Source organism: Metabacillus halosaccharovorans (assembly GCF_002019635.1).
In the GTDB taxonomy this organism is placed as follows: domain Bacteria; phylum Bacillota; class Bacilli; order Bacillales; family Bacillaceae; genus Metabacillus; species Metabacillus halosaccharovorans.
Genome location: NZ_KV917372.1, coordinates 941,259 through 965,136, shown reverse-complemented (window position 1 = coordinate 965,136; position 23,878 = coordinate 941,259). Strand labels below are relative to the sequence as shown.

22 protein-coding genes are annotated in these 23,878 nt (G+C 36.6%); 20 read left to right on the top strand and 2 right to left on the bottom strand.

The annotated features are described in order from the left end of the window. Nucleotides 1-50 precede the first annotated feature (50 nt). The 15 genes from BK577_RS19025 (at nucleotide 51) to BK577_RS18955 (ending at nucleotide 15,733) form a co-directional block, all read left to right on the top strand. The gene (locus tag BK577_RS19025) at nucleotides 51-968 is read left to right on the top strand and encodes an aspartate carbamoyltransferase catalytic subunit (RefSeq protein WP_078434409.1); all 918 of its coding nucleotides are present in this window, start codon (nucleotides 51-53) and stop codon (nucleotides 966-968) included. After that, on the top strand, nucleotides 952-2,238 hold the full coding sequence (locus BK577_RS19020) for a dihydroorotase (RefSeq protein ID WP_078434408.1): 1,287 nt from the start codon (nucleotides 952-954) through the stop codon (nucleotides 2,236-2,238). Before BK577_RS19025 ends, BK577_RS19020 begins: the two co-directional genes overlap by 17 nt. Next, entirely contained in the window at nucleotides 2,235-3,326 is a 1,092-nt protein-coding gene (locus BK577_RS19015) for a carbamoyl phosphate synthase small subunit (protein ID WP_078434407.1), read from the top strand. Before BK577_RS19020 ends, BK577_RS19015 begins: the two co-directional genes overlap by 4 nt. Further along, nucleotides 3,326-6,538, top strand: a complete 3,213-nt coding sequence (gene carB / locus BK577_RS19010) for a carbamoyl-phosphate synthase large subunit (RefSeq protein WP_078434406.1) — start codon at nucleotides 3,326-3,328, stop codon at nucleotides 6,536-6,538. Before BK577_RS19015 ends, carB begins: the two co-directional genes overlap by 1 nt. Further along, nucleotides 6,538-7,314 carry a dihydroorotate dehydrogenase electron transfer subunit gene (locus BK577_RS19005; protein WP_245823589.1) on the top strand — a complete coding sequence of 259 codons (777 nt, stop codon included), beginning with the start codon at nucleotides 6,538-6,540 and terminating at the stop codon, nucleotides 7,312-7,314. Before carB ends, BK577_RS19005 begins: the two co-directional genes overlap by 1 nt. Before the next feature lies 1 nt (nucleotide 7,315). Further along, complete coding sequence (locus tag BK577_RS19000) at nucleotides 7,316-8,251, top strand: dihydroorotate dehydrogenase (RefSeq protein ID WP_078434404.1); 936 nt, start codon at nucleotides 7,316-7,318, stop codon at nucleotides 8,249-8,251. Further along, the gene (gene pyrF / locus BK577_RS18995) at nucleotides 8,223-8,939 is read left to right on the top strand and encodes an orotidine-5'-phosphate decarboxylase (RefSeq protein WP_078434403.1); all 717 of its coding nucleotides are present in this window, start codon (nucleotides 8,223-8,225) and stop codon (nucleotides 8,937-8,939) included. Before BK577_RS19000 ends, pyrF begins: the two co-directional genes overlap by 29 nt. Beyond that, on the top strand, nucleotides 8,936-9,568 hold the full coding sequence (pyrE, locus tag BK577_RS18990) for an orotate phosphoribosyltransferase (RefSeq protein WP_078434402.1): 633 nt from the start codon (nucleotides 8,936-8,938) through the stop codon (nucleotides 9,566-9,568). Before pyrF ends, pyrE begins: the two co-directional genes overlap by 4 nt. 379 nt (nucleotides 9,569-9,947) lie before the next feature. Beyond that, complete coding sequence (locus BK577_RS18985; RefSeq protein WP_078434401.1) at nucleotides 9,948-10,649, top strand: phosphoadenylyl-sulfate reductase; 702 nt, start codon at nucleotides 9,948-9,950, stop codon at nucleotides 10,647-10,649. A gap of 12 nt (nucleotides 10,650-10,661) precedes the next feature. Then, nucleotides 10,662-11,729, top strand: a complete 1,068-nt coding sequence (locus BK577_RS18980) for a sulfate permease (RefSeq protein WP_078434400.1) — start codon at nucleotides 10,662-10,664, stop codon at nucleotides 11,727-11,729. A 98-nt stretch (nucleotides 11,730-11,827) separates the two neighbouring features. Further along, nucleotides 11,828-12,967, top strand: coding sequence for a sulfate adenylyltransferase (gene sat / locus BK577_RS18975; RefSeq protein ID WP_078434399.1), 1,140 nt, complete (start codon nucleotides 11,828-11,830; stop codon nucleotides 12,965-12,967). Between the two features lie 18 nt (nucleotides 12,968-12,985). Continuing rightward, nucleotides 12,986-13,588, top strand: a complete 603-nt coding sequence (gene cysC, locus BK577_RS18970; protein ID WP_078434398.1) for an adenylyl-sulfate kinase — start codon at nucleotides 12,986-12,988, stop codon at nucleotides 13,586-13,588. A gap of 99 nt (nucleotides 13,589-13,687) precedes the next feature. Then, nucleotides 13,688-14,467, top strand: coding sequence for a uroporphyrinogen-III C-methyltransferase (gene cobA, locus BK577_RS18965; RefSeq protein ID WP_078434397.1), 780 nt, complete (start codon nucleotides 13,688-13,690; stop codon nucleotides 14,465-14,467). After that, nucleotides 14,464-15,231 (top strand): sirohydrochlorin chelatase, encoded by a 768-nt coding sequence (locus BK577_RS18960; RefSeq protein WP_078434396.1) that lies wholly within the window; start codon nucleotides 14,464-14,466, stop codon nucleotides 15,229-15,231. The genes cobA and BK577_RS18960 overlap by 4 nt, the downstream gene beginning before the upstream one ends. 1 nt (nucleotide 15,232) lies before the next feature. Beyond that, entirely contained in the window at nucleotides 15,233-15,733 is a 501-nt protein-coding gene (locus tag BK577_RS18955) for an NAD(P)-dependent oxidoreductase (protein ID WP_169908384.1), read from the top strand. Nucleotides 15,734-15,774: 41 nt separating this feature from the next. Here BK577_RS18955 and BK577_RS18950 read toward each other — a convergent pair whose 3' ends face one another. Next, on the bottom strand, nucleotides 15,775-16,692 hold the full coding sequence (locus BK577_RS18950; RefSeq protein WP_078434394.1) for a DMT family transporter: 918 nt from the start codon (nucleotides 16,690-16,692) through the stop codon (nucleotides 15,775-15,777). A 157-nt stretch (nucleotides 16,693-16,849) separates the two neighbouring features. Then, on the bottom strand, nucleotides 16,850-18,565 hold the full coding sequence (locus BK577_RS18945) for an Rqc2 family fibronectin-binding protein (protein ID WP_078434393.1): 1,716 nt from the start codon (nucleotides 18,563-18,565) through the stop codon (nucleotides 16,850-16,852). 233 nt (nucleotides 18,566-18,798) lie between these two features. Here BK577_RS18945 and BK577_RS18940 point away from each other — a divergent pair, with 233 nt between their 5' ends. The 5 genes from BK577_RS18940 (at nucleotide 18,799) to rpoZ (ending at nucleotide 23,760) form a co-directional block, all read left to right on the top strand. Beyond that, nucleotides 18,799-21,489, top strand: coding sequence for a calcium-translocating P-type ATPase, SERCA-type (locus BK577_RS18940; protein ID WP_078434392.1), 2,691 nt, complete (start codon nucleotides 18,799-18,801; stop codon nucleotides 21,487-21,489). A 225-nt stretch (nucleotides 21,490-21,714) separates the two neighbouring features. Further along, entirely contained in the window at nucleotides 21,715-22,590 is an 876-nt protein-coding gene (locus tag BK577_RS18935; protein WP_139367389.1) for a YicC/YloC family endoribonuclease, read from the top strand. A gap of 74 nt (nucleotides 22,591-22,664) precedes the next feature. Further along, nucleotides 22,665-22,928 (top strand): extracellular matrix/biofilm regulator RemA, encoded by a 264-nt coding sequence (remA, locus tag BK577_RS18930; RefSeq protein WP_026559405.1) that lies wholly within the window; start codon nucleotides 22,665-22,667, stop codon nucleotides 22,926-22,928. A gap of 15 nt (nucleotides 22,929-22,943) precedes the next feature. Continuing rightward, complete coding sequence (gmk, locus tag BK577_RS18925; RefSeq protein WP_078435319.1) at nucleotides 22,944-23,558, top strand: guanylate kinase; 615 nt, start codon at nucleotides 22,944-22,946, stop codon at nucleotides 23,556-23,558. A 1-nt stretch (nucleotide 23,559) separates the two neighbouring features. Next, nucleotides 23,560-23,760, top strand: coding sequence for a DNA-directed RNA polymerase subunit omega (gene rpoZ, locus BK577_RS18920; RefSeq protein ID WP_078434391.1), 201 nt, complete (start codon nucleotides 23,560-23,562; stop codon nucleotides 23,758-23,760). Nucleotides 23,761-23,878 lie beyond the last annotated feature (118 nt).

Genomic DNA, 23,878 nt, shown 5'->3' with positions numbered 1-23,878 from the left:
TTTTTCTATAAGAAATTAAAAAATAAATAAGATTATAGGAGTGGTTGGGCATGTCAAACGTATTAACGATGAACCAGCTTACGAATGAGGAAATTCACTCAATCTTAAACGATGCAGAACAATATAAATTAGGGAATGGTTGGAGGCCGTCAGATACAGTTTTTGTCTCAAACTTATTTTTTGAGCCAAGTACTCGAACAAGATTCAGTTTTGAAGTAGCTGAAAAGAAATTGGGACTTCAAGTATTGAATTTTACAGCAGAGCATTCAAGTGTTCAAAAAGGTGAAACCTTGTATGATACTGTAAAAACTCTAGAATCCATTGGTGCAAATGCCGTGGTAATTAGACATCAGCAAGATCACTTTTTTGAGAATTTGATTGACAAAGTATCAATTCCAATTATAAATGCAGGAGACGGTTGTGGTCATCATCCAACCCAATCATTGTTAGATCTACTTACAATAAAGCAAGAATTTGGTCATTTTGAAGGTTTGACAGTATCAATACATGGTGATATAAGACATAGCCGTGTTGCAAGATCTAATGCAGAAGTTTTGACAAGATTGGGAGCAAAGGTGCTTTTCTCCGGTCCAAGTAAATGGCAAGATTCAACAAACACCTATGGTGAATATGTGGATGTTCATACTGCAATCCAAGAATCAGATGTTGTGATGCTTCTAAGAATTCAGCATGAAAGACATGAAGAAAAAGATCAAGCAAAAGATTACTTGTATGAATTTGGATTAACAAAAGAAAGAGAAAAACTTATGAAGAAGCATGCGATTATCATGCACCCAGCACCTGTCAATCGTGGAGTTGAAATTGATGGAGATTTGATAGAATGTGAGCGATCAAGAATCTTTAAACAGATGGAAAATGGTGTTTTCGCTAGAATGGCAGTTTTAAAGAGAGCTTTACAACAAATTGAGCAAAATCAGGAGGTAATGAAACATGTTATTTGTTCTTAAAAATGGGTTAATTTTAGATGAGCTTGGTGAGTTGAAAAAGTCTGATGTAAAGGTGGAAGACGGTAAGATTATTGAAATTGGAGAAAAACTCTCAACAGATGGTTGTGAAATCATTTCAGTTGACGGGCAATTCATTTCAGCTGGTTTTATCGACCTGCACGTCCATTTAAGAGAGCCGGGCGGTGAACACAAAGAAACAATTGCTACAGGTACACGAAGTGCTGCTAGAGGCGGATTTACTACAATCGCACCAATGCCAAATACCCGTCCTGTTCCTGATACAAAGGAGCAGATGGAGTGGTTACAAAATCGTATTAAAGAAACTGCTGTTGTTAAAGTCTTACCTTACGCATCAATCACAACGAGACAGCTTGGTGAAGAATTAACAAACTTTAAAAGTATAAAAGAAGCAGGGGCATTTGCCTTTACTGATGATGGTGTAGGGGTACAATCCGCCGGGAAAATGCTTGAAGCAATGAAACTAGCAGCTTCAATCGGTGCATCGATTGTTGCACACTGTGAGGAAAATACGTTAATTAATAAAGGGTCAGTACATGAAGGTGAATTTTCTGAAAAACATGGTATTAATGGAATTCCTTCTGTATGTGAGTCTGTACATATCGCAAGGGATATTCTTCTTGCGGAAGCTGCAGGCTGTCACTATCATGTGTGCCATATCAGTACAAAAGAATCTGTACGGGTTGTAAAAGATGCAAAACGTGCTGGCATAAATGTAACAGCTGAAGTAACACCACATCATTTATTATTATGTGAAGATGATATACCAGGACTTGATCCGAACTTTAAAATGAACCCTCCTCTAAGAGGAAAAGCAGATCAAGAAGCTTTAATTGAAGGTCTATTAGATGGAACAATTGATTTCATCGCAACAGATCATGCACCACACGCAGCAGAAGAAAAAGCAGAAGGTATGCAGTTAGCACCGTTTGGAATTGTCGGATTAGAAACAGCATTTCCGTTACTATATACACACTTCGTGTTAACAAAGAAATTCACACTAAAACAACTAGTTGATTTCTTAACAATTGAGCCTGCAAAAGCATTTGGTTTAACTGGAGGAGTACTTAAAGTTGGAGAAACAGCTGATATTACAGTGGTAGATTTAAAAACAGAAGCAGCAATTGACCCAAGTGAATTTTTATCAAAAGGAAAGAACACACCATTCACAGGCTGGAATTGTAAAGGCTGGCCAACATTAACAATCGTAGATGGAAACATTGTATGGGAAAAGGGAGGCATCACAGTATGAAAAGACAACTAATCTTAGAAGATGGAACAGTATTTTTAGGTGAAGCATTTGGAAGTGATAAAGAAAATTTCGGAGAAGTCGTATTTAATACAGGTATGACTGGCTATCAAGAGATTCTTTCAGATCCTTCATACTGTGGTCAAATTGTTACACTAACATACCCGTTAATCGGAAACTACGGGATTAATAGAGATGATTTTGAAACAATTACGCCATTTATCAATGGGTTTGTTGTAAAAGAATTTTGTGATTTTCCTTCAAACTGGAGAAGTGAATACACAATCGACGAGTACTTTAAAATGAAAAATATCCCGGGAATTGCCGGAGTTGATACTCGTAAGTTAACAAGAATCATTCGTATGCACGGTACATTAAAAGGTGCGATCGTTTCTGCAGATGCAAATCCGGAAGAAGTTATTAGCAGACTAAAGGGAGCAGAACTTCCTACTAATCAAGTTCAAGTGGTTTCAACAAAAACTGCCTATCCAAGCCCAGGTAGAGGACATCGTGTAGTCTTAGTTGATTTCGGGATGAAGCACGGAATTTTAAGAGAATTAAATAAACGTAACTGTGACGTCGTTGTTGTTCCTCATAATGTAACAGCAGAGGAAGTATTACAACTTAACCCAGATGGAATTATGCTTTCAAACGGTCCTGGAGATCCAAAGGATGTACCTGAAGCAATTGAAATGATTAAAGGTATTTTAGGGAAAGTTCCATTATTCGGAATTTGTTTAGGTCACCAATTATTTGCCTTAGCATGTGGAGCGGATTCAGAAAAAATGAAATTCGGTCACCGTGGATCTAACCATCCGGTAAAAGAATTAAGCACTGGCAAAGTAGATATTACTTCACAAAATCATGGATATACAGTTAGGGAAGATTCAATTAAGGATACAGGATTAGAAGTAACACATGTTGCTTTAAATGACGGAACAGTTGAAGGTCTAAAACATAAACAAGCACCTGCATTTACAGTGCAATACCACCCAGAGGCTTCACCAGGCCCTGAAGATGCGAACGGATTATTTGATCAATTTTTAAATCTGATGATTGAAGCTAATAAGAAGAAAGAAGGGGTTCTATAATGCCAAAACGTACAGACATCAATAAAATTCTTGTTATCGGTTCAGGTCCGATCGTCATCGGTCAAGCAGCAGAGTTTGACTACGCTGGAACACAAGCGTGTATCGCACTAAAAGAAGAGGGATATGAAGTTGTTCTTGTCAACTCAAACCCTGCAACAATTATGACGGATACAGAAATTGCAGATAAAGTATATATTGAGCCCCTTACGGTAGAGTTTTTAAGCAATATTATTCGTAAAGAGCGCCCGGATGCACTTGTTCCAACATTAGGTGGTCAAACAGGTCTTAACATGGCAGTTGAACTTGCTGAATCTGGTGTACTTGAAGAGTGTGGTGTAGAAATCTTAGGAACAAAACTATCAGCGATTAAGCAGGCGGAGGATCGTGATTTATTTAGACAATTAATGAATGAGCTAAATGAGCCGGTACCTGAGAGTGAAATTATCCATAATTTAGATGAGGCATTTGCGTTCGTTAAACAAATTGGTTACCCAGTCATTGTAAGACCAGCTTATACATTAGGCGGAACTGGTGGAGGCATTTGCGAAAACGACGAAGAGCTTGTAGAAATCGTGACGAGCGGGTTAAAAAACAGTCCTGTAACACAGTGTCTTCTTGAAAAGAGTATTGCAGGCTTTAAAGAAATTGAGTATGAAGTAATGCGTGATTCAAATGACCATGCCATCGTTGTATGTAACATGGAAAACTTTGATCCAGTTGGAGTTCATACTGGTGACTCAATCGTTTTTGCACCAAGTCAAACTTTAAGCGACCGCGAATATCAAATGCTACGTAATGTATCATTAAAAATTATCCGTGCTTTAAAAATTGAGGGTGGATGTAATGTTCAGCTAGCACTAGATCCGGATAGCTTTAACTACTACATTATTGAGGTTAATCCTCGTGTAAGTAGATCATCAGCGTTAGCTTCTAAAGCAACTGGTTACCCAATTGCTAAACTTGCTGCAAAAATTGCTGTCGGTTTAACTCTAGATGAAATGAAAAACCCAGTTACAGGTAGAACATATGCATGTTTTGAGCCTGCATTAGACTACATTGTTTCTAAAATCCCTCGTTGGCCATTTGATAAGTTTGAGTCTGCAAACCGTCGTTTAGGTACTCAAATGAAAGCAACTGGTGAGGTAATGGCTATAGGACGTACTCTTGAAGAATCACTGTTAAAAGCAGTTCGCTCTTTAGAATCAGATGTAGATTATCTACGATTAAACGATTCAGATCAATTTACGGATGAGCTCATTGAAAAACGTATTCGTAAAGCTGGAGATGAGAGATTATTTTACATCGGAGAAGCATTAAGAAGAGGTGTAAGTAAAGAAACCATTCATGAGTGGAGTAAAATTGACTTATTCTTCTTAATGAAAATTGAAAAAATCATTTCGTTTGAACAGAAACTTAAAGAAAATCCTTATGAATTAACAACATTACAAAAAGCTAAAGAAATGGGCTTTGCAGATTCTGAGATTGCTAAACTATGGAATACAAATGATCGCGAAGTTTACGAGTTAAGAAAACAAGCGGATATTATCCCGGTTTATAAAATGGTTGATACATGTGCTGCGGAATTCGAATCGGCAACACCTTACTTCTACGGATCTTATGAGGATGAGAACGAATCTATTGTTACTGAGCGTGAAAGTGTCGTTGTTCTTGGATCAGGTCCAATTCGAATTGGCCAAGGTGTGGAGTTTGATTATGCTACAGTACACTCTGTTTGGGCGATAAAAGAAGCTGGATATGAAGCTATTATCGTAAATAACAACCCGGAAACAGTTTCAACAGATTTCAGTATTTCAGATAAGCTTTATTTTGAACCATTAACAATCGAAGATGTTATGCATATTATCGATTTAGAAAAACCAAAGGGTGTAGTTGTTCAATTCGGTGGGCAAACAGCTATAAATCTTGCTGATGAGTTAGAAGCTAGAGGCGTAAAAATCCTTGGAACATCTCTCGAGGATTTAGATCGTGCTGAGGATCGAGATAAATTTGAGCACACTTTAGCAACACTAGGTGTACCACAGCCACTTGGAAAAACAGCAACATCAGTAGAACAAGCTGTTAAGATTGCCAACAGCATTGGCTATCCGGTATTAGTAAGACCATCATATGTACTCGGTGGACGTGCGATGGAAATCGTATACCAGGAGGCTGAGCTTTTACACTACATGAACAATGCAGTGAAAATTAACCCGCAGCACCCTGTTTTAATCGATAAATATTTAACAGGTAAAGAAATTGAAGTTGATGCAATTTCCGATGGAGAAACAGTTCTTATTCCTGGAATTATGGAACACATTGAACGCGCTGGTGTTCACTCAGGAGATTCGATCGCTGTGTATCCTCCACAATCTTTATCAGAGGAAATCAAAAACAGCATTATTGATTACACAATCAAGCTTGCAAAAGGCTTAAATATTGTTGGGTTGTTAAATATCCAATTTGTACTCTCAAAAGGTGAAGTTTATGTCCTTGAAGTAAACCCTCGTTCAAGCCGAACTGTTCCATTCCTAAGCAAGATTACAGGAGTGCCAATGGCAAACTTAGCAACAAAAGTCATTCTTGGTGCGAAATTAACAGAACTTGGATATGATACAGGCTTACATCCTGAGAGTGAAGGTGTTTATGTAAAAGCTCCTGTCTTCTCATTTGCGAAATTACGCAGAGTTGATATCACATTAGGACCTGAAATGAAATCAACCGGAGAGGTAATGGGTAAAGATGTAACTCTTGAAAAAGCTCTTTACAAAGCACTAGTTGCATCTGGAATTCAAATTAAGAATCATGGATCTGTGTTATTAACAGTTGCGGATAAAGATAAAGAAGAAGGTTTGGAGATTGCAAGAAGGTTCCATCAAATCGGATATCAAATCCTTGCGACAAGTGGAACTGCTGATTATTTAAGAACCTATAATATCCCAGCGAAAGTAGTCAATAAGATTGGTGCAGATGAACCGAATTTACTTGATGTTATTCGCAAAGGTGAGGCGCAATTTGTCATCAATACATTAACAAAAGGAAAGCAACCTGCCAGAGATGGATTTAAAATTCGCCGTGAATCTGTAGAAAATGGTATTCCTTGCTTAACTTCATTAGATACAGCTGTAGCCATTTTACGAGTCTTAGAATCTATGACATTCTCAACAGATACAATGCCTAAGATCAAGAAGCAACTAGAGGTGAGCTTAACGTGATAAAAAAAGAACTCATGGTCGTGACAAAGCATGAAAAAATAGCCGAACATATTTTTCAGCTAACACTGCAAGGTGAATTAGTTTCAGAAATGGGTAATCCTGGTCAGTTTGTACACTTAAAGGTATCAGAAGGAACAACACCTCTTTTAAGAAGACCAATTAGTATTTCTGAAATCAATAAAGAGAAAAAACAATTTACTATGATCTATAGAGCAGAAGGGGCTGGCACTCAGCTCCTTTCTCAAAAGGTCGTTGAAAATGTAGTGGATGTTTTAGGACCTTTAGGGAATGGATTTCCGATTGAGCAGGTTGAGAGCGGTCAGACAGCTTTATTAGTTGGAGGCGGAATTGGTGTACCACCATTGCTTGAGCTTTCAAGACAATTAGTAGCCAAAGGTGTAAAAGTGCAACATGTTCTGGGGTTTCAATCTGAAAATGCTGTGTTCTTAGAGGAAGAGTTCTCCAACCTTGGAAAAACAATTGTCACAACTGATGATGGTTCTTTTGGGTATAAAGGCTTTGTAACAGATGCAATCAAAGATCACGACATGCAGTTCGATACAATGTTTTCTTGCGGGCCAACTCCAATGTTAAGAGCATTAGAAAAACTTCATGGTCATAAACCACTATTTCTTTCACTAGAAGAAAGAATGGGCTGTGGCGTTGGAGCTTGTTTCGCATGTGTATGTCACACGGGTGATGATCCAACTGGAACCAGCTACAAAAAAGTTTGTAGTGATGGACCTGTGTTTAAAGCTGGAGAGGTGGTTTTATAACATGTTAGATATTAACTTACCTGGATTATCACTAAAGAACCCTATTATGCCAGCATCCGGATGTTTTGGCTTTGGGAGAGAATACAGCAACTTTTATGATTTAAGCCAGCTTGGCTCAATTATGATAAAAGCTAGTACACAGGAGCCTCGTTTTGGTAACCCTACTCCACGTGTAGCAGAAACAGAAGCTGGAATGTTAAACGCAATTGGTCTGCAAAATCCCGGTGTAGAAAAAGTCATTTCTGAAGAATTAGCCTGGCTTGAGCAGTACGATGTTCCGATCATTGCAAATGTTGCAGGTTCTCAAATTGAGGACTACGTCTATGTAGCCGACAAAATCAGTCATGCACAAAATGTTCATGCTCTTGAATTAAATATTTCATGTCCAAATGTAAAAACGGGTGGGATTGCATTTGGAACAATTCCTGAGGTTGCAGCACAGCTTACAAAAGCTGTGAAGAATGTATCAGCTGTCCCCGTATATGTAAAGCTGTCCCCGAATGTATCAAACATCGTTGAAATGGCTAAAGCAATTGAGCAAGCAGGTGCAGATGGTTTAACGATGATCAATACACTTATTGGAATGAGACTTGATCTAAAAACAGGCAAGCCTGTTATTGCGAATAAAACAGGTGGATTATCTGGTCCTGCTATTAAGCCGGTTGCCATTCGTATGATCTATGAAGTGAGCCAGGCTGTGAACATACCGATTATTGGGATGGGCGGCGTTCAAAATGTAGACGATGTAATTGAATTTTTATATGCAGGTGCAAGTGCTGTTGCAGTTGGTACGGCAAACTTTGTTAATCCTTTTGTTTGTCCTGAAATCATCGAGCAATTGCCATCGAGATTACATGAGTTAGGTTTTCAACATGTAACGGAATGTATCGGAAGGAGTTGGAAGGTAAATGGACAGACCCCTCATTATAGCTCTTGATTTTCAAGACCGACAAGAAGTTGAAACGTTTTTAAAGAAGTTTGAAGATGAAAAGCTATACGTGAAAGTAGGGATGGAGCTATTCTATCAAGAAGGCCCATCAATTATCTCACATATAAAACAATTGGGACATAAGATCTTTCTTGATTTGAAACTCCATGATATTCCAAATACTGTCAAGCGGGCGATGCACGGATTAGCTAAACTTGATGTTGATTTAGTCAATGTTCATGCAGCTGGCGGTAAAAAGATGATGCAGGCAGCAATTGAAGGCTTAGAAGCCGGAACACCTGAAGGTAAGAAGCGTCCTGCTTGTATCGCTGTAACCCAATTAACAAGTACTTCTCAATCAATGGTAGATGAAGAGCTTCTTATTAAAGGTGATATTAATGAAGTTGTTCTTCATTATGCTCAAAATGCAAAAGAAAGTGGGCTAGAGGGAGTTGTTTGTTCAACACATGAGGTAGAATCTCTTAATCAAAACTTAGGAACTTCATTTATGACAGTTACTCCAGGTATTCGAATGAAAGATGATTCATCAGATGATCAAACTAGAATAGCAACACCAGGTCAGGCGCGTCGTCTAGGATCAACAGCCATTGTCGTTGGAAGAAGTATAACAAAGGCTGAGAATCCTTATAAAGCCTATTTGAATGTAAAAAAAGCTTGGGAGGAAATCGGGGAATGAAACAAACAATCGCAAAACACTTACTAGAAATCAAGGCAGTATATCTCCAACCAAACGATCCATTTACATGGTCCAGTGGGTTAAAATCACCAATTTACTGTGATAATCGCCTCACATTATCATTCCCTTCTATTCGTACAGACATAGCAGAAGGCCTTTCAGCTTTGATTAAAGATTATTACCCAGAGGTAGAAGTTGTAGCAGGTACAGCTACAGCGGGGATCCCACATGCAGCATGGGTAAGTGATAAATTGAATTTACCGATGTGTTATGTACGTAGTAAAGCAAAAGGACATGGAAAAGGAAATCAAATAGAAGGTAAGGTTTCTGTAAACCAAAAAGTTGTAGTGGTAGAAGATTTAATTTCAACAGGCGATAGTGCTATTACAGCAGTGGAAGCTCTTCGTGCTGCAGGCTGTGATGTACTTGGGGTTGTATCGATTTTCACATATGATCTTGCCCTTGGAAAATCAAAGCTTAATGAAGCAAGTATAAAAAACCACTCATTATGTGATTACGATACACTTGTGGAAGTTGCTGCAAAAGAAGAATATGTAACAGAACAGGATATTAATAAGTTGAAGATGTGGAGAGAAAATCCAGCATCTGAAAAATGGCTTGAAGGTTAAAAGCAAATAATAACTCAAAAAGCGTTTTGTTGATACTAACAAAACGCTTTTTGAGTTATTAAAAATATTAATCCGATCAAGAAACTCGGGTTGACATTTATTTAAATTATGCTAAAATTTTGAATTAATATGACAGATTATATTTATTCATAGTAATAGTACAGGTTATTTGACTGAAGTCCTATTAACTAGCATTTAATGGAGTTTTACTAAAAATAAAAATATTTCAATTTCACCATGCAAATGTATTGTCAAATCACAGATTAAGTGTATAATTCATACTATGTTGATAGGTTTTACACTTAATCCCGAGTATTAACGTATGAATAAAGGGTATTTAAATCCGAGTTTAATAGTATGGAAGAAAGAGGTGAATCGTATGTTAACATATGAAAACTGGTCAGAACCAAGTAATGATTTTGAAGTTGATGAAACATATAAAGGTGCTTTAAATGTTATAAACTGGGCTTACGACCATTACGGTGAAGAGGTTGTCTATGCATGTAGCTTTGGTATTGAAGGAATCGTTTTAATAGATTTAATTTCAAAGGTAAAACCTGATGCCAAAATTGTTTTCCTTGATACAGATGTTCACTTTAAGGAAACATATGAACTTATTGATAAAGTAAAAGAAAAGTATCCATCATTGAATATTGAGTTAAAGAAACCTGAATTAACACTGGAAGAACAAGCTGAGCAATTTGGCGACAAATTGTGGGAAACGAATCCTAATCAGTGCTGTAATATCCGAAAAATTGTTCCGTTAACTGCTACTTTAAACGGTGCGACAGCTTGGATATCAGGTTTGAGACGTGAACAGTCTGAGACAAGAAAACATGTAAATTATATTAATAAGGATGATCGCTTTCATTCAGTAAAGATTTGCCCACTCATTCATTGGACATGGAAAGATGTATGGAGATACGTTCATAAAAACGATCTAACATATAATCCATTACATGACAGAGGTTACCCTAGTATTGGTTGTTTTCATTGCACGAAGCCGGCATATGATGAAAATGATTTAAGATCAGGAAGATGGTCAGGGCAAATGAAAACAGAATGCGGCCTCCACCAGTAGGAGGATAAATAAATGTTAGAGATCATTGCCATCATAATCAGCTTCTTTTTTGCAATGAATATTGGTGCCAGTGGCGCTGCGGCCTCAATGGGTGTTGCATATGGATCAGGAGCAATTGTGCGACCAAGAAATGCTTTAATTTTATGCGGAATAGGTGTCATATTAGGAGCTGTTATTGGCGGTGGAGAAGTTGTTAAAACAATTAGCGGGGGAATCATTCCTACCTCACTAATTTCGATAAAACTGGTTATTATAATCCTTTTTTCAGCAACCTTCTCCTTGTTTTTATCAAATCTATTAGGTATTCCGCTATCTACAAGTGAAGTTACCGTAGGAGCAGTTGTAGGTGTGGGAATTGCCTATCAGGCGTTATTTGTGAATAATTTACTTTACATTGTTATGTTTTGGTTTATTGTTCCTATCTTCGCTTTTGTTATCGCCTATATATTTATCATGATACTTCATAAATTTAAGCTTAATGAAAAGTATAATTTTCAAGGAAAGCTGATTACTTATTTGCTGATATTTGCAGGGTTTTTTGAGGCCTTCTCAGCGGGAATGAACAACGTGGCAAATGCTGTCGGACCATTAGTAAGTGCCGGTATTCTAACAGTTTCAAAAGGGACCTTATATGGTGGAATCTTTGTTGCTCTTGGTGCATTATTTTTAGGACGTCGTGTTCTTGAAACAAATGGAAAAAAGATCACGAGTTTTTCTAAAATTGAGGGTGTGTTAATATCAGGTACAGGAGCTACATTAGTTACGATCGCATCCATTTTCGGAATTCCAGTCCCGCTAACTCAAATTACAACTTCCTCTATATTAGGAATTGGAATTGCAAAATCAGGTACAAATGTTCTTCAACAAAAAGTTGTTAAAAATATGTTGATGGTTTGGCTAATTTCCCCACTTGTTTCACTAACAATGTCTTATTTTTTAGTGAAATTGTTTTTAGAAAGTGACTTATATACAATCTTTGTGTTAGGAAGTTTATTACTTGCTACAATAGGCGCAAATAGTCTTATGAAGGCAAGTAAACAGGAAAAACGTACCGTTCATGAAGAGGGCGGGGGAATTTAATAATTCAATCCCTATTATTCGCATTGGTTTTGTCTTGATAGGGAGACGAATTTATTTTTCAAACAAAATATTACATTTAAATTTGGAGGAATTGAACAATGAGCTTACTTCCACATGGAGGAACTTTAATTCAGAAATTATCTATTGGAACCGATGTGTCACATATTCAAAACGAAATTGAAATTGATGCCATTTCACTTAGTGATCTTGAACTTATTGCAATTGGTGGATACAGTCCAATTGAAGGATTTTTAACTCAAGAAGATTATGAATCTGTTGTTGAGAATATGAAATTGAAAAATGGTGTTGTCTGGAGCATACCAATTACGTTACCTGTAACAGAGGAAGAAGCAGCAACACTTTCAATCGGTGAGGAAGTTCGCCTTGTGTCAAACCAAGTTACATATGGCACAATTAACATTTCGGATATTTTTACACCTGATAAACAAAAGGAAGCTGTGAATGTTTATCGTACAGATGATTTAGCACATCCTGGTGTGAAAAAAATGTTTGAACGTGGAGATGTATATGTAGGTGGAGAAATCACACTTGTGAATCGTCCAGAGAAAAAATTTGCTGATTTCTATTTAGATCCAAAAGAATCTCGAGCAAAATTTGAAGAATTAAACTGGAAAACAATTGTTGGATTCCAAACACGTAATCCTGTTCACCGTGCACACGAATATATTCAAAAAACTGCATTGGAAACAGTTGATGGTTTATTTTTAAATCCATTAGTAGGAGAAACAAAATCTGATGACATTCCTGCGCATATCCGTATGGAGAGCTATCAAGTATTGTTAAAGAATTATTACCCTGAAGATCGTGTACACCTTGCAGTTTTCCCGGCTGCAATGCGCTATGCAGGACCACGTGAAGCTGTTTTCCATGCACTAGTTCGTAAAAATTATGGTTGCACACACTTCATTGTTGGTAGAGACCATGCAGGTGTTGGCGATTACTATGGAACATATGATGCTCAAAAGATCTTCTCAAACTTTACAGCTGATGAACTGGGAATTACACCGATGTTCTTTGAACATAGCTTCTATTGCATAAAATGTGAAGGTATGGCTTCATCTAAAACATGTCCACATGGTAAAGAAGATCGTGTTATTCTATCGGGCACAAAAGTTCGCGAAATGCTAAGAAATGGAGAACTGCCTCCAAGCACTTTCAGTCGTAAAGAAGTTGTAGAAGTTTTAATTAGAGGAATGAGAGAGACGGTTAATTCTTAAAAAAGGAGGTCATTTAGCATGACAGCGAATAATATTGTGTGGCATGATGCATCTGTAACAAAAGAAGAAAGAAGAGAAAAGAATAAATACCAAAGCTATGTTTTATGGTTTACTGGTCTTTCAGGATCTGGAAAGTCAACATTAGCTAATGCACTTGCAAGATACTTGTATGAATCAAACATTCAGGCATATGTTCTTGATGGCGATAATATCCGTCATGGATTAAATAAAGACTTAGGTTTTACAGATGATGATCGAAAAGAAAATATTCGCCGTATCGGTGAAGTATCCAAGCTTTTTGTAGACAGTGGCCAAATCGTGCTAACTGCATTTATTTCACCATTTCGTGAAGACAGACAACAAGTAAAAGACATTCTTTCTGATAATGAATTTTTTGAAGTTTATGTTAAATGCTCACTAGATGAATGTGAAGTACGTGATCCAAAGGGCTTATACAAAAAAGCGAGAAATAATGAAATTAAGCATTTCACAGGTATAGATTCACCATATGAGGAGCCGGTAAATCCTGCAATAACTGTTGATACTGAATCTCAAGATATAGAAGCATCTGTAAAGCAAATTGTCAATTTTTTATTAGAAAAAGGCTTAATTCAAAATTAATATGTTAATGATAATAGCAATTGGCTGAGGTCAATTGCTATTACTTTCATTTACGTTAAAAAATATCTTCTTTTCAGTAAAAAGATGGGGGGAGCTTTCATGTCAAAGGTTTTTTTAGTTGGAGCAGGACCTGGTGATGAGGAATTATTAACGATTAAAGCTCTAAAATGCATTCAACAATCAGATGTGATTTTATATGATCGATTAGTAAACAAGGAAATTCTTAAACATGCAAAAAAAGATTGTGAGCTTGTATATTGTGGGAAGCTACCAAACTATCATACAATGAAGCAAGAAACGATTAATTATTGTTTAATCAATTATGCAAAAATGGGTAAGATCGTGACAAGACTTAAAGGTGGAGATCCATTTATTTTTGGACGTGGAGGAGAAGAAGCTGAAGCGTTAAAAAAACATCGTATTCCATATGAAGTCATACCGGGAATTACTTCAGGTGTTGCAGCAGCTGCTTATGCCGGCATTCCAGTTACTCATCGAGATTTAAGTGCAAGTGTTGCATTTGTTACGGGGCATAAAAAACAAGGTAATGATGAAGAAATGAAATGGGAATCATTAGCCAAGGGAATCGATACAATCGCTATTTATATGGGTGTTGGTAATTTGCCATATATTCAGGAACAGCTTATTAAACATGGAAGAAATAGACATACCCCTGTTGCAGTTATTCACTGGGGAACAACAAATGCTCAAAAAACAGTAACAGGAACTCTTGAGGATATTTATGATCAAGTTATCAAACAAAAAGTTACAAATCCCAGTATGATTATTGTCGGTGAAGTTGTTTCTCTAAGAGAACATCTCAGTTGGTATGAGAATATGATCTCAGATTATGAACAAAGTGAGGCTCTAATGCTATGAAGCAAGCTGTTTTATATGTTTGTCATGGAAGCCGAGTTCCTAAAGCTCGCAAGGAGGCAGTTGAATTTATCGAAAAGGTTAAACCTAGAATTCATGCACAAATTCAAGAGGTATGTTTTCTGGAATTAGCTGAACCATCGATTGAAAAGGGCTTTAAAACATGTGTGGAGCAGGGTGCAACAACTATTGCAGTTATTCCGCTATTATTATTAACAGCTGCACATGCTAAAAGTGATATTCCTGTAGAAGTTGCCCATGTATCAGCAGCATTTCCGAATGTACATGTGACGTACGGTAAACCGATAGGAGTAGATCCTCTCCTTGCAGATATGCTAATGGACAAGGTGAATGAAAAATCCCCCATAAAGAATTCTTCCATTGCTATTCTTGTTGGTAGAGGAAGTAGTGATAAAGACGTTGTCCGGGACTTAAACAAAATATCTTCTTATTTACAAGAAAGTTCAGAAATCAAAAAAGTATACACTTGTTTCTTAACAGCCGCAGAACCACGTTTTAAGAAAATGATTGAGGATATTCATCAATCAAAAGAGCAATCAATTTTTATTATTCCGTATTTAATTTTTACCGGCTTATTAAAAAAAGAGATCGATCAAACAATAAAAGCATTTGATTGGACCGAGCGTCATATCGAAGTTTGTTCCTATCTTGGACCACACCCAATTCTTCTGGATCTTTTTACAAAGCGTGTTCTAGAAGCAATTGACAATCGTGATGGATCATATACTTTTAAAGGGGAGAAGTAGAATGCTGCCTCTTCACATTGATGTAAACAATCGTCAAGTTTTAGTTATTGGTGGAGGGAAAATTGCTTATCGACGTCTTGTATTATTTTTAGATGAAGGAGCAAATATAACTGTTATTAGCCCTGAAATTATTAATGATATAGAAGATTTAAGTCAAAAAAAGCAAATTTTATGGAAGCAAAAAAAGGTCGAACTTTCAGATTTACAGCAAGCATTTATTATTGTTGCTGCTACAAATGACCCTGCCGTAAACGAGTGGGTGTCTGAGAATGTGAATAATCACCAGTTGGTAAATGTAGCAAGTGATATGACGAAAGGGAATTTTATAGTACCTAAGTCAGTGAAAAAGGGGAGACTTTCCATTTCAGTTTCAACAAATGGAGCTAGTCCAAAGCGGGCAAAAGAAATTTGTGAACATCTATCAAGTCAATTTGACGAAGAATATATTAACGAACTCGATCGGTTATATGATCAAAGACAGCTAAATAAGCAACAAAAATAACGAGGAGATGAATATCACAGATTCATATTCCTCGTTTTTTATTAGATATCATTTTTTAAAGTTTGTAGCTTGATGTCAGTATGATTTGTTTTCTTTTCGTGAACAATGAATACAGCCATAATAACAGCAATAATACCAACATATTGCCATACGCTTAACTTTTCTTGAAAGACGAGGAATCCAATTAAAGTAGCGACTACTGGTTCTACTGTTGCCAGGATTGAGGCTCGACCTGATTCAACACTCTCTAACCCTTTGGTATAGAGCAAAAACGCTAACAGTGTCGAGAAAAGGCCAAGTCCAATAATTGAAAGCCAAACTTCTAGATTCGTAAAGATAGTTCCAACATGCCAAAGTCCACTAAACGGAGTTATGGCAATAGCAGCAAAAACAAATGTATAGGTTGTCACAGTTACAGATGAATACTTTATAAGGGCAAATTTACCGAAAATACTATATAACGCATAAAAGAAACCTGATCCTAATCCTACTAAAAGACCATAAATAGTTACTGACTCATTTGTGTTTTGGAAAAGTCCAATAACAAGAATACAACCAATAAAGGTAATAAGGAGCGCTAAAATTTTTCTGATTGTAAATAGTTCTTTAAATAAAAATCTAGAGAAAATCATAACAAACGCTGGAGCGGTATACAGGAGTACACTTGATACTGAAATTGAAGTTTCTTTTATTGCCTCAAACATGCACCAATTAAAAAAAACGATACTAATTACACCTGTTCCTACAAAATACTTGCTGTCAGAAAGTTTAATTTTAATGGCTTCTCTCTTTTTCCAGAAAACAAAGAATAAAAGAAAAATAGAGGCAGATATTGCACGAATCGCAACCACTTGGGTCGGAGAAAAACCAGCTTCATAAAGAAACGTTACAAATAAGCCAATCATACCCCATAATGCTGCACCAGAAAGGATATATACATACGCAATATTTTTATTCAAATCAAACATCCTTCCTTTTACTTAGCGTAGGCTTTAGTAAAATAAAATAATGGAAATAATTGAAAACATCCAAATCTCATATTACCAAACAAAGGTGTGAAAAGAAAATAAAATAAATGACAAAAACACCGCCTGAGAATGACGATGTTTTTTAAAATCAACTTTTTCGTAAGTGAAAGACAAGATCTTCATTCGGAGTAACATAGACTGTTTGCTGATGATCATAAATAACAAAACCAGGCTTTGATCCGCTAGGTTTTTTAACATGTCTTATTGCCGTATAATCAACAGGAACTGAACTGGAATTTTTTGCCTTGCTAAAATATGCTGCAATATTTGCTGCCTCAATTATTGTTTGTTCTGATGGGGTGCTACTTCGAATCACAACATGAGAACCTGGAATATCCTTTGTGTGAAACCATACATCGTCACGTGCAGCAAGTTTATTTGTCAAGTATTCATTTTGTTTATTATTTTTCCCTACGATCATTTCTGTCCCATCAGATGAAAGATAATGCTCCAATATTGGCTTTAGGTTTTTTTTCTTTTTCGTATGACGAGACTGTCTTTGTTTTAAATAACCACCTTCCATTAATTCTTCTCGAATTTCCTCTATATCCTTTGGGGAAGCTGATTCAATTTGTTGAATTAACCCTTCGAAATAATTAATTTCCGCTTGTGCTAATTGAATTTGTTCATGCACAACTTCGACTGAATTTTTTGCCTTTTGATACTTCGAGAAATATCTTTGTGCATTTTCTGATGGTGTTTTTTGCGGGTCAAGCGGAATCTGAATCGATTGGTTTTCTTCGTCATAATAATTAATGACTTCAGCTACTTTATCTCCCTTTTTAATCGCATATATATTGGCTGTAAGTAACTCACCATATAATTGAAATTCATTTGCTTTTTCAGCTTGGTCTAATGTTGCAGCTAACTTTTTAATTTTCTTTTCATTCTTTTTCTTTTCATTTACCATAAAGCGTTCTAAGTCATTTCCTTGCTGTTTTACACGATCTCTTTCTGCTTTTCCGTAATAATAGCGATCTAAGAGTTCAGATAGCGTTGAAAACGTCTTATTTTTCATGTTTGTTAAATGGGTAAGGTTGATCATATAAAATAGTTCTTTTTGATTTTGTTCATAGATGCCGGGATGGATTCTATTTTCTTTGATCTCATTAATAAGTGTTAAAAAAGCTTCTGGAACTGTTTTACGATTAACAAGACCGGCACGATGAGTTACTTCTTTAGCAAATAAAGGAGATATTCCTGAAAACTGCTGAACAATCTGCTGATCTATTTTCCCTGCATTAAAATCTAATTTCTTTAGAATAATCTCCTCATTAGCTTCAAATGGGTTTGTTTTACCTTGTTCCGGCGGTAATACGTATGGATGACCTGGTAATACAGTTCTATGTCGGTTAACTGCAGGCGATAGATGTTTTATACTGTCTACTATCATATCTCTTTCTCTATCGACCAAAATAATGTTACTATGTCTTCCCATGATTTCAACCATTAATCGCTTAATACTCACATCACCGAGCTCATTACGACTTCTTATATCAAAAATGATGATTCTCTCCAGTCCAGGCTGTTTAATATGCTCAATAACACCACCCTCTAAATGCTTTCTAAGCAGCATACAAAACATAGGAGGCTCACTAGGGTTTTCATAACTCTCATTTGTTAAATGGAGCCTAGCGTAACTAGGGTGAGCAGAAAGAAATAGCTTGTGATTTTTTCCTCCTGATCTGATTTGAAAGATCAAGTCATATTTATAAGGTTGATGAATTTTTGTGATTTTTCCATTTAAGAGTACATTTCTTAACTCTTCAGTAATCGTATATGTAAATAGACCATCATATGACATGGCAATAACTCCTTCTAATAAAGACATTATGTTGAGATAAAAGGTCACGAACGTATATTTTTTACCTTTCAAGCTTGAATAGCTTCAGGTTCATAACTTTTCTACATGATTATAGCATGTTTTAGGACGAGGCTGAATAAGTTGTCTTATAGGCTTGGCAACTACAAGGTCAATCAATGAAAAAGAATCCTTGAAAGTGAAAAATTCGTCTTAAAGGGGTGTGCAGGTGATTCATGAAGTGGCATGAAATGAGATCAGATGAAGTAATGGATACCATTCATTCAGATCGTGATGTAGGATTAACGAATAAGGAGGTACAAAAAAGAACACAGAAATTTGGGCTTAATGAATTGAAAGAAGCTGACCGACCTTCAGCTATTATTATATTTCTAAATCAATTTAAAGATTTTATGGTTCTTGTACTACTTGCAGCAACATTAATTTCAGGACTTTTAGGAGAATACATTGATGCCATTGCAATCATTGCAATAGTGATTGTAAATGGTGTTTTAGGCTTTTTTCAGGAGAGACGTGCTGAACGTTCCTTAGAAGCCTTAAAAGAGCTATCTGCTCCACAAGTAACCGTGTTACGGGATGGTAAGTGGGAAAAAATTCTTTCGAAGGAATTAGTACCTGGTGACATTGTTAAGTTTACGAGTGGTGATCGAATTGGCGCAGATATGAGATTAATTGACACAAAGAGTTTAGAGGTGGAAGAATCAGCCCTAACAGGAGAATCCTTACCTGTCCAAAAATCAACACAGCCGATAGCAGGTGAAAATGTTGGTCTTGGTGATTTAACAAACATGGTCTTCATGGGAACACTTGTTACAAGAGGTTCTGGTATTGGTGTCGTGATTGGAACAGGAATGAATACGGCAATGGGACAAATTGCTGATCTCCTTCAGAATGCTGAAACAATGGAAACCCCTCTTCAAAGGCGGTTAGAGCAATTAGGGAAGATATTAATTGTTGTCGCTCTATTTTTGACATTACTTGTTGTAAGTATTGGGGTTCTGCAAGGACATGATCTTTATAATATGTTTTTAGCTGGTGTGTCATTAGCCGTCGCTGCTATTCCAGAAGGGCTTCCAGCTATTGTAACGGTAGCACTATCTCTTGGTGTTCAGCGGATGATCAAACAAAATTCAATCGTACGAAAACTTCCTGCAGTAGAAACATTAGGCTGTGCTTCTGTTATTTGTTCAGATAAAACCGGGACAATGACACAGAATAAAATGACAGTAACACATGTATGGTCAGGTGATCAAGTGTGGAATATTACCGGGACAGGATACCATCCTCATGGAGAATTTTTAAGGGATGGTGACCCGGTTGATGCAACAAAGACAAAAACGCTACAACAAATTTTAACCTTTGGCTCATTATGTAATACCGCAACGATAAAAGAAAATGATGGACAATATCAACTTGATGGTGATCCGACAGAAGGAGCTCTATTAGTCGCTGCAATGAAAGCAGGGTTAAGAAAAGAAACGTTACTGAAAAATTTTGAAGTCATAGAAGAATTCCCTTTTGATTCATCGCGAAAAATGATGAGTGTTATTGTGCGAGATAAATCGGGAAATCAATTTGTCGTAACGAAAGGAGCTCCGGATGTTTTAGCAGGTGTTTCAAAATATATCTTATGGAATGAACGGCAAGAGAATTTCAATAGTAAATACGATACTACAGTAAAGCAAGCAATTGAATCACTGGCATCCCAAGCGTTACGAACGATTGCTGTTGCGTTTAAACCTCTAAAATCCAATGAGAAAATTAATACAAGCTTTGAAGCGGAAAGAGACCTCGTATTTATTGGCTTACAAGGAATGATTGATCCACCGCGTCCTGAGGTAAAACAAGCTGTGAAAGAATGTCGTGATGCAGGAATCAAAACGGTAATGATTACTGGAGATCATATCATTACAGCGAAGGCAATCGCACAACAGCTTAATATCCTCCCTCAAAATGGGAAAGTGATGGAAGGAAAAGATTTGTCAGACCTATCTGTTGAAGAGCTGGAGGAGATTGTTGATGATGTTTATGTGTTTGCTCGTGTTTCACCTGAACATAAGCTGAAAATTGTTAAGGCACTACAAAGCAGAGGCCATATTGTAGCGATGACCGGAGATGGTGTAAATGACGCACCTGCAATAAAGGCTGCTGATATCGGAATTTCTATGGGAGTTACCGGTACTGATGTGGCAAAAGAAGCTTCCTCATTAATATTGGTTGATGATAACTTTGCCACAATAAAATCAGCAATAAAAGAAGGTAGAAATATTTACGAAAACATACGTAAGTTCATCCGTTATCTCCTTGCATCAAATGTTGGAGAAATATTGGTTATGCTCTTTGCTATGTTATTAGCACTACCTTTGCCATTGGTTCCAATTCAAATTCTTTGGGTTAATTTAGTCACTGACGGACTCCCGGCTATGGCGTTAGGATTGGATAAACCTGAAGGGGATTTAATGAATCGAAAACCGCGACATCCTAAAGAAGGAGTTTTCGCGAGAGGGCTGGGCTGGAAAGTTGTATCACGTGGATTCCTAATTGGTATCGTAACATTGGCAGCTTTTATGATTGTATATTATCGTAACCCAGATGATCTTGCTTATGCGCAAACTATTGCCTTTGCTACATTAGTTATGGCACAATTAATTCACGTATTTGACTGTCGAAGTGAAAAGTCCATTTTTGAACGAAACCCATTTGGCAATATGTACTTAATTGGTGCTGTTATTTCGTCAATTTTACTCATGCTTGTGGTTATCTATTATCCGCCGTTACAGCCGATTTTCCACACTCTGCCTATATTAGCCAGAGATTGGTTGTTAATCCTTGGACTATCCGCTATTCCAACTTTTTTACTTGCAGGATCACTTTTAACAAGAAAAAGCACAAAGACTATGATATAATCCAAAAGGGGGTGACCCAAAAAGTCATCCCCTTTGCTTGTTGACAATCTACCATGCTATTTTATATATAGAAAAACTTTGCTTTTCGCTAAAGTCCTAATGGCGAAAGCCTTAATTTTTCTTATACTTTAATCCTTTCCTTTTAATAATAGGTAAACAACCTTAAAGTATAATAAAGTTATCCAACAAGCGTTTCTGCTTTTCTTAGAAAGAGAGTGATACATAATGTTACGAAGTATGACTGGATTTGGCCGTGCCAGTGGGCATATTCAATCCTGTCTATTTACAGTAGAAATGAAATCTGTAAATCATCGGTTTTTGGATATTCAGTTAAAAATGCCTAAACAGCTTATGTATATGGAAGATAAAATAAGAAAGCTCATATCAAATTCCATAAGCCGAGGTCGTATTGAAGTCTACATAAATGTTGAAGGGGAAGTTCTAACAACAAAATCCATTCAAGTTGATTGGGATTTAATAGATCAATATGTTTCTTCTCTTCAACAAATAAAAAGTCGTTTTTCAATTGATGAACAACTTTCATTGCAGCATATACTTACTTTAGATGGTGCTATCGATGTACAAAAGGAGTCAGTTTCTAGTAATGCTTTGGAAAATGGAATTCTGGAGTTAGTAAACTCTGCTGTTAAGGAATTATCATTAATGAGAAAAGTTGAAGGTGAGCATTTAGCTGCTGACTTAAATCAAAGGTTGACTATGCTTAGTCAAATTAACGATCAGTTAGAGAAGTTTGCTCCAATTGTTGTTGGCAATTACCAGGAACGAATTAGTAATCGTGTTGCAGAATTTATATCAGGAAAATTAGATGAAAATCGAATTCTTACCGAAGTAGCACTTTTTGCTGATAAAGCTGACATAATGGAGGAAATTACAAGAATACATAGTCATATTCAACAATTCAGGGATTCATTAACTTTTAGTGAACCTATTGGACGTAAGTTGGACTTTCTTGTTCAAGAGTTAAATAGGGAGGCAAATACGATCGGTTCCAAGGCTAATGATAGTGAAATTGCAAAAAATGTTGTTGAATTAAAAAGTATTATTGAAAAATTGAAAGAACAAGTTCAAAATATTGAATAAGCATAAACAACCATTGATTATAAAAGGGCTTATAAGGCAAAAATAGTTTTGTCCTAATTAGGGGGAGCATTTGAATGAGCATTAAATTAATCAATATCGGTTTCGGGAACATTGTTTCTGCAAACCGTATTATATCTATTGTTAGTCCTGAATCAGCTCCAATTAAGAGAATCATTCAAGACGCAAGAGATAGAGGTATGTTAATCGACGCTACATATGGCCGTCGTACAAGAGCAGTTGTAATAATGGACAGCGATCATATCATCCTATCCGCTGTTCAGCCAGAAACAGTTGCTCAGAGGCTTTCAAATAAAGATGAGCTATCAGATGAAGGGTAGGGAACAGAAGCATTGATAAAAGAAAGAGGATTATTAATCGTCCTATCAGGACCTTCAGGTGTAGGAAAAGGAACGGTTAGAAAAGAGCTATTTTCACAAGAAGATACGGCATTTGAATATTCCATTTCGATGACAACCAGAAAACCACGTGAAGGTGAAGTTGACGGTGTGGATTATTTTTTCAAATCAAGAGAAGAATTTGAAGCCTTGATTGAACAAAATAAATTGTTGGAATGGGCAGAGTATGTAGGGAATTATTATGGTACACCTGTTGACTACGTTGAAAAAACGCTAAGTGAAGGTAAAGATGTATTTCTAGAAATAGAAGTTCAAGGTGCTCTTCAAGTAAGAAATGCATTTCCTGAAGGATTGTTTATCTTTTTAAGTCCACCTAGTTTAAATGAACTGAAAAACCGAATCGTAACTAGAGGAACTGAATCCGAAGAGTTAATTAATAACAGAATGAGAGTGGCAAAAGAAGAAATTATTATGATGGATGCCTATGATTATGTTGTAGAAAACGATGATGTTTTACTAGCATGTGATCGTATAAAAGCGATTGTGTTGGCAGAACATTGCCGCCGTGAGCGTGTAGCACCTAGATACAAAAAAATTCTGGAGGTTGAATAAAATGTTATACCCTTCTATTGATGTACTTATGAATAAATTAGATTCTAAATATACACTTGTAACAGTAGCGGCAAAACGTGCCCGAGAAATGCAGGAGCTAAGTGATCAGCAAATTCAAAAACCTGTTTCATTCAAGTATGTAGGGAAAGCACTGGAAGAGATCAACGCCGGACTTCTTAATTATAATCGTACTGAAAAATAATGAGCGGTAGTAGAGGATGACGGAGAGCTTAGGGTCAGATCCCACTAAGACAATATATAGACTTTACCTTTAGTGAAGAACTATATATTGCTTTATTATGTGGGAGCTGACCCTATTG